General features: G+C 70.4%; 10 protein-coding genes and 1 pseudogene. 6 read left to right on the top strand and 5 right to left on the bottom strand.

Annotated elements, in window-relative coordinates; translation table 11 throughout:
• Nucleotides 1–16: 16 nt before the first annotated feature.
• The 3 genes from LJ657_RS44765 to LJ657_RS44775 are packed head-to-tail and all read left to right on the top strand — an operon-like array spanning nucleotide 17 to nucleotide 5116.
• Nucleotides 17–2254 carry an nSTAND3 domain-containing NTPase gene (locus tag LJ657_RS44765; RefSeq protein ID WP_232655476.1) on the top strand — a complete coding sequence of 746 codons (2238 nt, stop codon included), beginning with the start codon at nucleotides 17–19 and terminating at the stop codon, nucleotides 2252–2254.
• Nucleotides 2255–2259: 5 nt separating this feature from the next.
• Complete coding sequence (locus tag LJ657_RS44770) at nucleotides 2260–3780, top strand: hypothetical protein (RefSeq protein WP_232655477.1); 1521 nt, start codon at nucleotides 2260–2262, stop codon at nucleotides 3778–3780.
• On the top strand, nucleotides 3770–5116 hold the full coding sequence (locus tag LJ657_RS44775) for a DUF4407 domain-containing protein (protein ID WP_232655478.1): 1347 nt from the start codon (nucleotides 3770–3772) through the stop codon (nucleotides 5114–5116). Before LJ657_RS44770 ends, LJ657_RS44775 begins: the two co-directional genes overlap by 11 nt.
• 64 nt (nucleotides 5117–5180) lie before the next feature.
• Here LJ657_RS44775 and LJ657_RS44780 read toward each other — a convergent pair whose 3' ends face one another.
• Nucleotides 5181–5981, bottom strand: coding sequence for a slipin family protein (locus tag LJ657_RS44780; protein ID WP_232655479.1), 801 nt, complete (start codon nucleotides 5979–5981; stop codon nucleotides 5181–5183).
• A gap of 123 nt (nucleotides 5982–6104) precedes the next feature.
• Here LJ657_RS44780 and LJ657_RS49280 point away from each other — a divergent pair, with 123 nt between their 5' ends.
• Nucleotides 6105–6266, top strand: a complete 162-nt coding sequence (locus LJ657_RS49280; RefSeq protein ID WP_372488064.1) for a toxin-antitoxin system HicB family antitoxin — start codon at nucleotides 6105–6107, stop codon at nucleotides 6264–6266.
• Nucleotides 6263–7470: pseudogene (locus LJ657_RS44785) on the top strand (RNA-guided endonuclease InsQ/TnpB family protein). Before LJ657_RS49280 ends, LJ657_RS44785 begins: the two are co-directional and overlap by 4 nt.
• 239 nt (nucleotides 7471–7709) lie before the next feature.
• Here LJ657_RS44785 and LJ657_RS44790 read toward each other — a convergent pair.
• The 4 genes from LJ657_RS44790 to LJ657_RS44805 form a co-directional block, all read right to left on the bottom strand.
• A complete protein-coding gene (locus LJ657_RS44790; RefSeq protein WP_232655480.1) occupies nucleotides 7710–8765 on the bottom strand; it encodes an aminoglycoside phosphotransferase family protein in 1056 nt (351 codons plus the stop codon).
• Nucleotides 8766–8900: 135 nt separating this feature from the next.
• A complete protein-coding gene (locus LJ657_RS44795) occupies nucleotides 8901–11825 on the bottom strand; it encodes a M36 family metallopeptidase (protein WP_232655481.1) in 2925 nt (974 codons plus the stop codon).
• 144 nt (nucleotides 11826–11969) lie between these two features.
• Entirely contained in the window at nucleotides 11970–12152 is a 183-nt protein-coding gene (locus tag LJ657_RS44800; protein ID WP_232655482.1) for a DUF397 domain-containing protein, read from the bottom strand.
• Nucleotides 12149–12988: a helix-turn-helix domain-containing protein gene (locus tag LJ657_RS44805; RefSeq protein ID WP_232655483.1), complete on the bottom strand. Its 840-nt coding sequence runs from the start codon at nucleotides 12986–12988 to the stop codon at nucleotides 12149–12151. Before LJ657_RS44805 ends, LJ657_RS44800 begins: the two co-directional genes overlap by 4 nt.
• A 189-nt stretch (nucleotides 12989–13177) precedes the next feature.
• On the opposite strand from LJ657_RS44805, the gene LJ657_RS44810 reads away from it, so the two are divergent.
• Entirely contained in the window at nucleotides 13178–13639 is a 462-nt protein-coding gene (locus tag LJ657_RS44810) for an ATP-binding protein (RefSeq protein ID WP_232655484.1), read from the top strand.
• Nucleotides 13640–13771 lie beyond the last annotated feature (132 nt).

The raw sequence follows: 13771 nt of genomic DNA on the forward strand, positions 1-13771 counted from the left end.
CGAGTGACGGCTGAGAATGAACGAGGAAGAGAGCGCGAAGAGACCGCAGGGCACCCCGGAACCGCCGGAGGCCGACGACCCGCGTGAGTCGGCCGAGACGGCTCCCCCGCCGGAGCCCACCGAGGACGACCCGAAGCCCGGCGGCGACCGGTCGGCAGACAAGGCCGATCACGCCGATCACGCCGATAACGCCGACACGCGCCACGGAACGGAACAGCCCGACCAGGCCGAACCGACCGACAAGGCAGATAAGCCCGACAAGCCCGACCGGGCGAAGCGCGCCGACGAGACGGGCCAGGCACAGCACAACGTCAACCAGTACTTCTACGGCGCCCTCGACGCCCCCGGCGCCATCTTCGGCATCGGAACCGCGGACTCCGGCAACGCCCGGCGCCGCGCCGTCGGCCGGCTGGACGCCGGTGAGGCCGACGCGATCCTGGCACCGTACGTCGAACCCGACTGCTTCGAGGACGCCGTACGCGCCCTCCAGCAGGACGGAGTGGTCGTGCTCGTCGGGCCGCCCGGCACGGGCAAACGGTCCGCGGCGGTGGCCCTCGTCGCCAAGGTCGCGGAGGGCACGGAGTACGTGGTGCTCTCGCCCGGCCGCAGCCTGGACGACCTGGCCGGCGGGCGCCCGGTGTTCGAGAAGGGCGTCGGCTATGTGCTCATCGACCGTATGAACGAAGCCGTCGGCGGGACCGCGGACTTCGACTGGCGGCGGGTGCGCGACACCGTGCGCGAGCATGGGGCGCACCTCGTGGTCACCACCGTGTACCAGGGGGAGGGCGACGCCCCCGGATCCGTACGCCATATGCCCTGGCGGCCCCCGGACCTCACGGCCGTCCTGCGGCTGCGGCTGGTGCGGGCGGGCTGCGGCGAGGACACCGTTGAGCAGGCCGCCTCCCTGATGCCCGCCGGATGCCGGATCGCGGAGGTGGCCGCGGCGGCCGCCCGGATCGCGGGCGGTGCGGACCCCGCCGGGGTCTGGCAGGAGTACGGCGCCGCCGCGGCCCAGCCCGTGCGCGACTGGTTCGACGAGCCGCGCTCGCCGCAGGAGTGGACCGAGGTCACCGCACTGGCCTTCGTCACCGGCCTCGGCTACCGCGACTTCGAGACCTGCCAGGAGCACCTGGAGGAGCGGGTGGCCGCCACCTTCCCGGCGCTGGCCACCGACGAGGAGACGGCCGAGGCCGCCCGGCGCGACGCCGACCGCCGGCTGTCGCTGTCCCGCAACAGCCTGGTCGCGGTCGAGGAGCGCAAGGACGGCTCGCTCACCCGTTCCGCCCTGGTCTTCCCGCACCCCCAGTACCGGCAGTGGGTGCTGGAGGAGCTGTGGAACAAGCGCTCGACGGCGTACTGGGACGGCGTACGGGACTGGCTGACCGACCTCGTGGCCACCCAGCCCGGCCTGGGGCTCCAGCTGTCCGTCGCCTCCGGCCTCGCCCTGCTCACCCGGCCCGCCTTCGACGAGGTCGAGGAGAACTATCTGCACCCCTGGGCGGCCGGCGCGGCAGGCCCGGCCGGCCAGTCCACGGCCACCCTGGTGCTGCACTGCATGTGCCTGGACGAGGGCCTCGCGGCGACGGCGCTGTCCGTCGCCCGCGGCTGGGCCCGCTCACCCGACCCGGCACTCTCGTCGACGGCGACCGCGGCGTTCAGCGGGGCGCTCGGGGTGTGTTTCCCCACGGACGCGGTCAAGGCTCTGCTGCACCGCACCCTCGGCCGGTTCGACGATCAGGCATGGGAGGCGATGGTCGCCCTCGCCGGTCTCGTCGTCGTCCTCATGGAGTGCGACCAGGACGCGGGTGCCGTGCTCCGTCCGCTCGCCTACCGGCTGAAGGACGAGGGCGGAAAGCTCACCGCACACCAGAGGGACCGCACCCTCGACGCCGTACTGACCGTCGTACGGGCGCGGCACACGCGCAGCGGCCGGATGGTCTGCGCCGTGCTGCCGGCCCGCGACCCCCGGCAGGCGGACCCGATCGGCGAGTTGTGGGCGGGGCTGCTGGCGCACCGGCCGTGCAGGCGCCGCGTGCTGCTGTGCCTCGACACCACCCTGCGCGACCTGCCCGCCGTGACGGACGAGCCGGAGCAGGCGGCCGAGCGGCTGGGCCGCTCCCTGGGCGCGGCCCTGCCGCCCGACGAACGTCCGCGACTGGGGCCGTTCCTGCGGCAGGTCGTGGGGCGTTTCGACGAGGCGACGGCCCCCCTGATCGACACCTTCCTAGGCGCTGTACTGAGCACGGAGGACTGACAGGCATGAATGCCAATTACCCGCTCGTCGAGCAGCGGGAGTACGGGCGGCCGGAGAAGCGCGGCGGTCTGATGAAGAAGCGCGTGATGCGGGACGAGGGCGAACTGCCCCGGCTCGCCCCGCACCACGTACGGGTCTTCCGGGTCGGCGCGGAGTACGTCGAGGACCACGGGCAACTGCACGCCGAGGACCCGGTGGTGATCGGCGCCAGCTCGGTCACGGTCGTCGACCGCCGGATCGAGGTGCCGGTCGTCGTGGAGACGAGGATCCCCTCCGCCGAGGCGGGCGACTTCACCGTACGGGCGACGTTCTACTGCACCGTCACGGACGCGAAGGCGGTCGTGCGCGACGGCATCACGGACGTGGAGGCGCTGCTGCTGAGCCATCTGCGGGAGGTGCCGGGGCTCACCGAGGACGGCAGCGACGAGCCGATCATCAACTCCGCCGCCGTACGGGACCGCATCGACGCACGGCTGACCGCGTATCACGAGATGCGCCCGACGGTGCTGTCCGGCCTGCGCGCCCGGCACGCCCTGGTCGAGGTGCTCACGCCCGCCGAACTCGCCGAGCACATCGCCCAGTTGGAAAAGGAGCGGTTGGAGCAGCAACAGCAGCAGCGGCGGGAGGAGAGGGAGCAGCAGCTGGCTCTGGACCGGGCCGAGCGGGAGGCCGAGCTGGAGCTGAAGCGGGAGCAGATCCGCTTCGTGCGCGAGCAGCGCCGGGAGCGCAACCGGCACCAGGAGGCAGTGGACAAGGAACTCGGCCGGCAGGACTTCGAGACCCTGCGCGGCGGGTTCGACCGCGAGGCGGGAGCCGAGCAGCAGAAGCACGACCTCACGCAGCGGGCCGAGTTCAACCGGTTCGTCCGCGACCAGGTCGGGGAGGACATGAAGCTCATCGGCGCCAATCCGCTCGCCGCCGACCTCAGCGCCCGCCACCACGGCGACATCACCTCCGACGAGTACTCCAAGCGCGTCCGGGGCTACGACGAACTGCAGGCCCAACGGGCCCAGCTGGAGCGCGAGTTCGCGGAGAAGCGGGCCGAGCTGGACCGGCAGGAGGAGCGCTGGAAGGTCGAACAGCAGAACCAGCTGGAAGCGGCGACCCGCGAGGACACCCAGAAACGCCAGGCGGCCAAGGCCGAGGAGGAGGGCCGTCGCTGGGACGTGGAGCACGCGGAGGACGTGCGCCGGCATGACGAGGAGCGCCAGGACAAGAAGCAGCAGCTGCAGGAGCAGCACACCTGGGCCAGGCAACAGCTGGGCGCCTGGACGGAGCTGACCAAGCAGGCCTTCGACCGCGGCCTGTTCGACGGCCAGCTGAGCGACCCGGGCGCGCAGATCAACCGGGTGGGCGACTTCTCCTTCGAGCGGGGCCCCACCCCGGACGGCACCGCCCCGAGCGCGGTGCCGAACACCCCGCGCGTGAGTATCGTCCAGAAGGGCCAGGACGGCGGCGACACCGACGAAGGCGACAGCAACCTGGACCTCGGCGGCACGGACTCGGAGGGCAGCCTTGGCCACTGACACACCGCTGCGCCCCGCCGACAGCGCCTCCTTCGGTGACGACCCGGGCGCGGCCCGTCCGGTGCCGCGCGCAGGCGGGCCGGCGGTCCGGCTGCGCGGGCTGATCGGCATCGACGAGGGGCTGCTGGCCTGGGTGCCGGAGGAACGCACCCGCTACACCTGGTACGGCGCCCTGGTCGTCAACACGGCCTTGGTGGGCGCCCTCTCGATGACGCTGGCGCTGAGCAGCTTCCGCTCCGACCTGCCCCTCGCGGCCGTGATCGCAGTGGCCGTGGTCTGGTTCTGGGTGGTCCTCGCGATGGACAGCTGGCTGGTGTCCAGCACCCACGGCACGGCGGTCAAGAAGTGGTCGCTTCTCCTCCGCTTCGTTCTCTCCGTGCTCCTCGGCCTGTTCATCGCCGAGCCGATCCTCTTCCAGATCTTCGACAAGGAGATACGTCAGGAGATAGCCGTCGGCAACGAGCAGCAGACCGCCGACTACCGCGGCATGCTCGTCTCCTGCAATCCCACCGACGGCGCGTCCACCGCGGACCGCCCCGCATGCCTGGGCTACCAGCTGAAGGTGGCGGGCTCCCCGGCCGAGCTGGCGGCGCAGATCAAGAGCAACACCGCCCGCACCAAGGCCCTGCAGACCCAGGTCGACGCCATCAACAAGACGCTCGACGACAAGATGTCCGCCGAGCAGCGCCTGTGCGGCAAGGCCAACTGGATCTGGCGCAACGGGGTGCGGGACGTCACCATCACCTGCGACAGGGCCCGCAAGGACTCCAGCGAGTACCGCAGGACCAGCAAGGTCGACACGTACGAGAAGGAGCTCTCGGCGCTGGTCGCCAAGAGCCGCACCCTGACCGCGAAGAAGGACACCGCCGCGGACGCCTACCAGCCGCTGCTGCAGCGGGCGATCGACGCCAAGACGCGGGCACGGGCCGCCGACCTGGACACCGACGGCATCCTCACCCGGGCCCACGGGCTGAGGAAGGTCGCGGAGTCCGACGGCTTCGCGCTCTTCATCACCGTCGTGCTGCACCTGCTGCTGATCAGCCTGGACGCCATGCCCGTACTGGCCAAGCTGATGAGCGGTGCCACGATGTACGACCGCATGCTCGGCGCCCGCTTCACCGCGAGCAGCGGGACGTACACCGAGGAGCTCCAGGTGCAGCAGGAGTGCGCACGGATGGAGCACGAGGTGCAACGCCACGGCGTGGCACAGGACACGACCGACCGTATGCGGCGTCTGGAACACGACTTCCAGCGGGCCCAGGCGGAGCGGGCCGCGGCGGAACGGGCCGAGCTGGAGGAGCGGATGGACCGGATCCTGCGGGCGAGGAAGGCCTGAGCGGCACGGACGACGGACCGGCGCGGCCCGCCCGGGGAGGGGCGGACCGCCGCCGGAGCCGGTGTCACGGCTGAGGTGTCTCCGGTGCGGGAGTGGCGGGCGCCATGGCCTTGGCCGCCTTGTCGAAGTACCGCAGCAGCTCCACCGGGAACGGCATCACGAGCGTCGAGTTCTTCTCGGCCGCGACCTCCACGACCGTCTGGAGGAGGCGGAGCTGCATCGCCTCAGGGGTGTCCGACATGATCCGCGACGCGTTGGCGAGCTGCTGGGCGGCCTGGAACTCGCCGTCCGCGGTGATGACCCGGGCCCGCCGCTCCCGCTCCGCCTCGGCCTGCCGGGACATGGACCGCTTCAGCGACTCCGGCAGCTGTACGTCCTTGATCTCGACGCGGTCGATGTGGACGCCCCACTCGGCGGCTGGACTGTCGATCATCAGGGCGAGCCCCTCGTGCAACCGCTCGCGGTCGGTCAGCAGGTCGTCCAGGTCGCTCTTGCCGATGATGGAGCGCAGCGACGACTGGGCGACCTGGCCGACGGCGAAGACGTAGTCCTGGACCTCGATGGCGGCCCGGAGCGGATCGGTCACGCGGAAGTAGACGACCGCGTCGACCTTCACCGAGACGTTGTCCTTGGTGATGCCCTCCTGGGTGGGCACCGGCATGGTCACCACCTGGGTGTTCACCTTCCGCATCCGGTCGACGAACGGGATCAGGAACGTCACGCCCGGGTGCCGGTACTCCGGCAGTGCCTTGCCCATCCGGAACACGATCCCACGCTCGACCTGGTTGACCACCCGCATACCGCTGCGCAGCACGAGCAGGGCGGCAACGACCACCAACACGACCGCGACGACGGTGCCTTCCATAAGCATCTCCTTCAAAGGGACCACCGGCTTCTGCCGGTGGGGGTCTGGAAGCTGCGGGCTACAGAGCAGCACGGCAGCCGGTACTGGACATGAGTGACCGTCAAAAGTGGTAGCATTTTGGTTGTGGCTAGAGGTGATCGTCGGGAATCGCTTAATCTGCGCGTGCCCCCGGATCTGAAGCGGCAAGTCGAGGAGCACGCCGACCAGGCGGGTATCTCGATCAACGCTGCCGCGTGCATCCTCCTGGCTGAAGGCCTCCGCGCGGAACGGAGGCGTAAGCAGTGATCCGCGCCTACAAGTTCCTTCTGCGCCCAACGGCCCGTCAGACGGCCACGCTGCGCCAGATGCTGGCCGACCACTGTGCTCTGTACAACGGCGCGTTGCAGGAGCGCCGGGACGCATGGCGGCATAGCTCCAAGACGAGCATCAAGTACGGCAACCAGTCCGCCCAGCTGAAGGAGATTCGGGCGTTCGACGCTGAGCGTCAGGGCCGGTGGTCGTTCTCCTCCCAACAGTCCACGCTGCGCCGCCTGGACAAGGCGTTTCAGGCGTTCTTCCGCCGTGTCAAGAACGGCGAGAAGCCCGGCTACCCGCGCTTTAAGGGCGTGGGACACTTCGACACCGTGGTGTTCCTGAAGGACGGCGACGGCTGCCGCTGGGACTCCACGCCGCATGACCGGCATACCCGCGTGCGGCTCCAGGGGGTCGGGCACGTCAGGGTGCACCAGCACCGGCCCGTAAAGGGCCGGGTGAAGACAATCAGCGTCAAGCGTGAGGGGAGCCGCTGGTACGTGGTCCTGTCCTGCGACGACGTTGCCGCCGAGCCACTTCCGCCGACGGGCGTGGTGGCCGGAATCGACATGGGTATCGCGCACTTCCTGACCACCTCGGAGGGCCAGCATGTGGCCAACCCCAGATTCCTCGAGGCGGCCGCCGCTGAGCTGGCCGAAGCACAGCGGCACTTGGCGATGTTCCCGAGGCACACCGGGCAGCGCACCAAGAAACACCGCGCGGCCGCCCGCAAGGTCGCCAAGCTGCACGCGAAGATCTGTCGTCGGCGCCTCGACTTCCACCACAAGACCGCGCTCGCCCTGGTCCGCGCCCACGACGCGATCGCGCATGAGCAATTGAACACAGCGGGCATGACCCGCGGTGTCAAGCCCAAGCCCGCCCCCGAGGCGCCCGGCACTTTCCTGCCGAACGGCGCCGCCGCGAAGGCCGGGCTCAACCGCAGTATTCTCGAAGCGGGTTGGGCGCAGTTCCTCGGAACCTGACGAACAAGGCTGAGAGCGCCGGTCGCCTCGTGATCCCGGTGGACCCGCGCAACACCTCCCGCACGTGCCCCGCCTGCGGGCACGTCGCGAAGGAGAACCGCGCCACCCAAGCCAAGTTTGAACGCGTCACATGCGGGTTCACAGCGAACGCCGACCATGTCGGCGCGAAGAACGTCCTCAATAGGGCCGGGCTGGTCCTCTGCGACGCGGCTTAGCCACGGACGCAGGAAGCCCGCGCGCCTACGCGTGGGTGGAGTCACGGCACTCCATTCCTCGGGATTCCCGCTAAGGATTGAGACAAGGAAGAAGACACCGGACGGAGTTGGCCGGATGCGCTCGCCTGCGTCAGGAGATCGTCAAGAAAACGTCCTTGCACACGGCTCCGAACACGGTCCCGGTTACATGGGGAAGTACGCGGCACGGACGCGTCGGCCGACGTCCGCGGAGTTCCGTTTCATTCCGTCCCGGGCGCGATGAACCGGGGCGGTGCGTCGGCGAGTTGCAGCAGGGAGCGGGCGCCCTCCGCGCCGCCGACCGGCTCCGTGCCGTTCACCGCGCCCGGGAAGAGCCGTCCCCACGCCCAGGCCCGCCCCAGCGCGCCGAGCCGCCAGGCCAGGGAGAGGGTGCGGCGCAGGTCCGGCAGTGTGCGGCCCGCGTCGGTCCAAGGGGCGAGATACGCGTCCCGGAGGCGGGGCAGCAGGTCGGGGCCGTAGCGTTCGACGGCCCGGCGGGCGGGGACCAGGAAGCTGCAGAAGGGGTGCGTCACGGCCGCGTCCCCCCAGTCGAAGAAGGTGAAACGGCCGGTGGAGGGCGCGTGGAAGACCTGTCCCTCGTGCAGGTCGGCGTGGTCCACGCAGTCCCCGATGCCGGTCTGCGCGAGCTCCGCACTCCACTCGGCCACGCGAGGCCGCAAGCCGTCCAACGCCGTACGCTCCGCATCCGTCAGCGCTCCGTTCTCCGCCACGAGCCGGTCGAATACCTCGGGCAACGCGGCCGTACGGGCCCCGGGCACCCCGAGGGACTCGATCTTCCCGGTGTACGGCAGCAGGGCGCGCTGCATCTTGGCGTACCGGCCCAGCATCTCCTCCCAGGCCTCGGGCCCGGCCTCACCGGCGTCGAGCACGTCGGCGAACCGCCGTCCCCCGTCGGGCAGCAGCGACCAGCCCCGTCCGGCATCCACGGCGAGCGGTCGCAGCACATGTTCCGGAACCCATCCGGCCAAGGCCGCACCGAGCCCCGCCTCGAAGGCGCTCGCGGGCGGGTTGGCCTTGAACCACACGCGATCGCCGCCCCTGCCGCTCGCTGTGCCGACGTCCAGCCGTACCAGCACCGACCAGGGCCGCAGCCGCACCCGCGGCCGCCCGACGGCCCGCAGCCCGTGCGCGGCCAGCACCTCGTCGACCCACTCCAGGGCGGCGGCCCGCCACGCCTCGTCCTCCCAGGGCGTCACGGCCTGCGGATAGCGCCCGCGGTCCACGGTCTCGGCGGCCTGGGGCAGATCACTGTTCATCGCGCCATCCCATCACCCCCGGCGCGGACCATCATCGGAATTTCATCGCCCCTGCAACGCCTCCCGACTGCGGAAACGCCCGAGGGCGGCGTCCCGTCGCCGGTACGCCGCCCTCGGGTGTCGGTGCCGGTCCTGTCAGCTCCGGTGCGCGGAGCCGTGGATCAGGAGCTCGGTCACGTCCATGTAGCTGCAGCCCGAGGGGCTCGGGTCCGTCGCGCACTTGGCGCCGTTGTCGGCGGCCTGGTTGCCGAGCATGGTCAGGCGGACGTAGCGGACGTTCTGCCCGGTGCCGGCCTTGAGGGGCACGGCGTTCTCGCGGCCGGTGTCGGCGGGCTTGAAGTGGCCCTCGGCGGCGGTGACCCAGGTGGTGCCGTCCGTCGAGGTCTCGACCCGGTAGTCGCCGAGGGAGGCCGTCTTGTCGTCCCCGCAGCCCGACATCGGGTCGATGCGCAGTTCGGTGACGTCGACGGCCGAGGGCAGCTTGACCGTGTTGTGCACCGGGTCGACCCCGGTGCCGTTGCTGCCGCCCTTGGCGTCCGAACCCCAGACGGTTCCCGACATGTCGATCAGGCCGTTCGGTCCGCAGCCGAAGTCGGTGTTGTCGGGCCCGGTGAACTCCGTGACCGTGGCGCCGCCGGAAGCGGCGGCCCAGTCGCGGCGCAGTGCCCAGTCGGCGCCGCTCCCGGAGCCGACGGAGACCGTGCGGATCTGCGGCTCGTAGCCGTTGCCGCTCGCGTACACCTTCCGGTACGTGCCCTTGGGGACGTTGTGGATCGTGTACGTGCCGTCCGCCCTGGTCACGGCGGAGAAGTCGGCACCGGGGAACCCGGAGGCATGGCCGCTGATGCTGACGCCGACCCCGCCGACTGGGGCGCCGGACGCGTCGTCGGTGACCTTGCCGGTGAGGGTGGTCACCGGGGTGTGCGGGCCGGGCGGCAGTGAGAAGTCCTCGTCGGGCTTGGTGTCGTCGGCGCTCAGCGCGGCGGCGAAGTAGCCCATGCCGCGGTGCGCGAACACCTTCCAGATGCGGTCGTGGGCCCGGCCGCGGTTGACCACGGTGTCGGCCTGCAGGATGGCGTTGCGCTGGTCGAGGAAGGTGGGGTTCGCGGGCGAGAGCTCCATCGCGCGGGTCAGCAGCGACTCGGTGAGCCTGCTGCCGAGCCGGTTCCGCAGGTCCCAGAGCGTTTCGCTCCAGATCTCACCGTCGGCGTGCACCTCGGGGCCGCGGCGCGAGATCTTCCCGTAGTCGCCGTAGGTGTACCCGCCCTTGCCCGCCGCCGCCGTGCCGGGGCACTTGGCGGAGGTGGAACCGACCGGGCAGTCCAACGGCTGGGAGCGGGAGGGCAGTTCGTCGGTCCAGTGGGGCGGGTCGAGGGCCACCTCACCGTCGACGTGCCGGTTGTCCTTCAGCAGCCCCTTGGTGTTGAGGAAGTCGAGCGCGTACCAGTCGCTCCACGCCTCGCCCATCGCGCCGCCCTGCTGGCCGGTGAGGGCCGAGACCCCGGCGGCGTCGACGACGAGCCGGTTGGACAGACCGTGCGTGTACTCGTGGTAGACGGTGGCGGCGTCGTCGCCCCAGTTGCCCTGCAGCACCGTGTAGCCGGGCCCGGACCCGGTCAGGTACATCTGCATCGTGGGCGCCTGCCCGTCCGGCGGCGTCCCCATGTTGGCGTTGTTCAGGTGGTTCTGGTCGGGCAGCCCGTGGTCGACCGCGGCGCCGTCGTCGGTCTGCGCGTCCACGGCGTCGCCGTCCCGCCCGTCGAAGTTGCCCGCGGCCCGGGTGAAGCCGATCGGGCCGGCCTCCAGGTGGTCGTGGTAGGTGCCCAGGTAGTAGTAGACCTGCGCGGCGTTCTGCTCGCGGTTGGTCTTCCAGGAGTACGGCGTCTTCTGGTCCCAGGAGCAGGGCAGCGGGACGTCGCAGCCGGGACCGGTGACGGGCTTGAACGGGAAGGAGAACGTCCCGTCGGCCGCCGGGGTGATCTCCTCGCCCGCGTCCACCTTGTTGTTGTCGTCGACATCGCTGAAGACGTGCGCGATACGGCCGTCGAGGGTCTTGGCGCCGACGGGCAGCCAGCCCCGGGCCGTGAGGTGGCGGGTGTGCTGCTTGCCGCCCGCGGGGGCGCCGGGGTAGCGGTCCCAGACGAGGACCTTGCCGGTGCGCAGGGGCGTGGCCGCCGAGGAGGACAGGGGCTGTCCGGTGGAGGGCGCCTCCCCGGTCGCCGCGGACAGGTCGTCGGAGAGATTCTGCCGATACAGAACCCGCCCCGTCGCCGCGTCGACGACGTGCAGCCACATGCCGTGGCCGTCCGGCACGGTGACCGTCTGCCAAGCCCGCCGGGCGGTACCTCCCGGCGCCGTGTAGACGACCTGCTTGGCGGTGCCCTGCTTGGCGACGCCGTCGGCCTTGGCACCGGCGATGTCCCGAACGGCCGTGTGTCTGGCCTGCGTCGAGGTGATCCGCCCCGGGGCCAGCTGCGAGGGCAGCTTCGGCACCGGGGAGCCGAGCACACTGATCAGCCGTCCGTCGCGGGAGACGTTCGCCTTGACGCCGTTGCCGAACACCGGGACGCCGTCGACCGACTGGACGAACGACAGATGACGAACCCCGGCGACGTCGGTGTACTCCTTGCGCAGCGTCAGATCGCGGACCTGACCGGCGGAGAGACCGAAGACATCGGGACGGTCACGCAGATACTGCCGGACGATGTCCTCCGGGCCCTTGTCGCTGCGGGGCGTCAGATACCCGTCGAGCCTGGCCACCTGCCGTGCCGTACCGGTGGCCGGGTCCAGCTCGAGCACGCCCTGAACCCCGAGCTGCTTGCGCAACTCCCGTACGCCCGGCCGCTGTTCGGCCTTCGCGAGCCGGGCGTCGCGGCGCACCAGCGTCTGCTGCGACGGTACGGGCGGAGTGGCGGACGGTGCGGGCGACGGACCGTCGGCCGCCGGGCCGCCCGGGACCGCGTTCGCGGCGCCGGGCACAAAAGCGACGGCCAGCGTGAGGCCGGCCGCCGCGGTGAGTATGGTCGCGCGTCTTGCGCGCGAGGAGGAGGCTCTCGCCATTTCAACGCCTCGTGGGGGGTGAGGGGTCCAACGGCCGTGTTTTTGCGGCCGAGTTGTACGCCTCGCACCCTTTCAAGGCGACCTGCGCGACAGAAGACTCAAAGATCAAGTGTCACAGACGTCACACAGCGAGGGCTGTCCGGATCAGTTGGCGGCCAACGATGCGGTGAAGTCCGTCCATGCCTTGGAGGGCAGGCGGAGTATCGGGCCGTCGGGGGTCTTGGAGTCGCGGACGGCGACGGTGGGGGGGATGTTGCGGGCGACTTCGACGCATTCGCCGCTGCCGCTGCTGTAGCTGGACTTCAGGAAGTCGAATCCGGTGGTCAATGCATGCCCTCTCTGATGCTCTCGATCAGGCTGAGCGAGTCCTTGGGGGCCAGGCTCAGCCTCGCGGTGCGGTCGAAGAAGGAGCCGTACATGGTGCTTTCGGACTCGCTTTCGACCCACACCGTAGCCGCGATGCTGTCAACGTGGACCACGTCCACGGCTTGGGCTTCGGCGAAGGAGATGATGTTGAAGGCTCCTGCCATACAGGCGTGGCCGCCCGCACGGAAGGGCAACACCTGGATCCGCACGTTGGGGAGTTGGGCCGCGTCGAGCAGGTGCTGCAACTGCGCGCGCATGACCTCGGGACCGCCGATCTGTTGCCGGAGCGCGGCCTCCCAAACCACCGCATACATCTGAAGCGGCTCGGCTCCCGACAGCCGGGCCTGGCGCTTCATCCGTACATCTACGACCCCTTCGATCTCGTCGGGGTCCGTCCACAGCCCTTCGCTCACCACGACGGCCCTGGTGTACTCAGGGGTCTGCAACAGGCCTGGAATGAACGCCTGTTGCCATGTCCGTACCTGACGGGCGACGTCCTCCATGGCGATGTACTCGGCGATCGCCCCGGCCTGCGGAGCGTGCTGCCACCAGCCCTTCGCCTTACGGCGCTCCCGGTCCAGCCGGGCCAGGTTCAGCAGCCGCGCCAGGGCTTTGAGGTCGTCCAAGCCGTAGAGCTCGCACAGGGCGCGGATGTCGATGTCCCGCATCGGCACCCAGCCCCGCTCCATCTTCACGATCTTCGAGTTGGTCGCGTTGAGGACGTCAGCGGCTTGCTGCTGGGTCTTTCCCGCCACATCGCGCAGGCGCAGCAGCTCCCCACCGAGTCGGCGTCCCAAGACAGTTGACGCTCGATTGCCAGTCAGTGCGGATCGGTTCACGGGATCAGTCTCGCGCCTCCGTCACCCTCTCAACAAACTTGGAGACAACTGTCTCCAAGTTTGTTGCACTCGGGTCACCCGTCTCGCTACGGTCAGTACTCAACCGCTCACTCGGCGGCTTCCACCCCCACAAGGAGGCGCGCGTCCATGCCCGACGCCAACCCCACCCCCGAACCCCTCCGCCACGAAGACCAGCTCGACTACACGCCCGTCCCCCGCAGCGTCGCCCTCGCCCGCCACCGCACCGCACGGCTCGTCACCGACTGGGGTCATACGCACCTCGCCGGAGATGTCGCCCTCGTCGCCAGCGAGCTGATGACCAACGCCCTGCTGCACGGCAGCCTGCGCGACCGGCTCATCCGGCTGCGGATCACCACTACGACCGCAACGCTCCGCGTCGAGGTCAGCGACCCTCGGGGTGAACGGTTGCCGTGTCGGCGTGAGGCGGCCGACGAGGATCAGTTCGGGCGAGGACTGTTGCTGGTCGGAGCGCTGGCGGACGGCTGGGGTGTCGCACCACGGGCGGGTGTGGGCAAGACGGTCTGGGCGGAGTGGGGCCTCGGCCTCACCCTCTGCGCCGGCGATCAGCTCGCGCGCACGCGGGAGTGACAGGAATGGTGACCATCCCCTCGTAGCGTGGAGCCCGTGATTGCAGGGGAAGTTGGGATTCATGGGGTCCAAGAAGAAGCCGCCGTACGACGCTGAGTTCCGTGAGGGCGCGGTGCGCATCGTGGTCGAGAC

The organism is Streptomyces guryensis (assembly GCF_021261325.1).
Taxonomy (GTDB): domain Bacteria; phylum Actinomycetota; class Actinomycetes; order Streptomycetales; family Streptomycetaceae; genus Streptomyces; species Streptomyces guryensis.

What these genes read in the sequence shown, in the direction of transcription:
- LJ657_RS44765 (WP_232655476.1), top strand. Translation starts at nt 17, where the DNA reads ATGAACGAGGAAGAGAGCGCGAAGAGACCGCAGGGCACCCCGGAACCG.
- LJ657_RS44770 (WP_232655477.1), top strand. Translation starts at nt 2,260, where the DNA reads ATGAATGCCAATTACCCGCTCGTCGAGCAGCGGGAGTACGGGCGGCCG.
- LJ657_RS44780 (WP_232655479.1), bottom strand. Translation starts at nt 5,981, where the DNA reads ATGGAAGGCACCGTCGTCGCGGTCGTGTTGGTGGTCGTTGCCGCCCTG.
- LJ657_RS44790 (WP_232655480.1), bottom strand. Translation starts at nt 8,765, where the DNA reads ATGAACAGTGATCTGCCCCAGGCCGCCGAGACCGTGGACCGCGGGCGC.
- LJ657_RS44795 (WP_232655481.1), bottom strand. Translation starts at nt 11,825, where the DNA reads ATGGCGAGAGCCTCCTCCTCGCGCGCAAGACGCGCGACCATACTCACC.
- LJ657_RS44810 (WP_232655484.1), top strand. Translation starts at nt 13,178, where the DNA reads ATGCCCGACGCCAACCCCACCCCCGAACCCCTCCGCCACGAAGACCAG.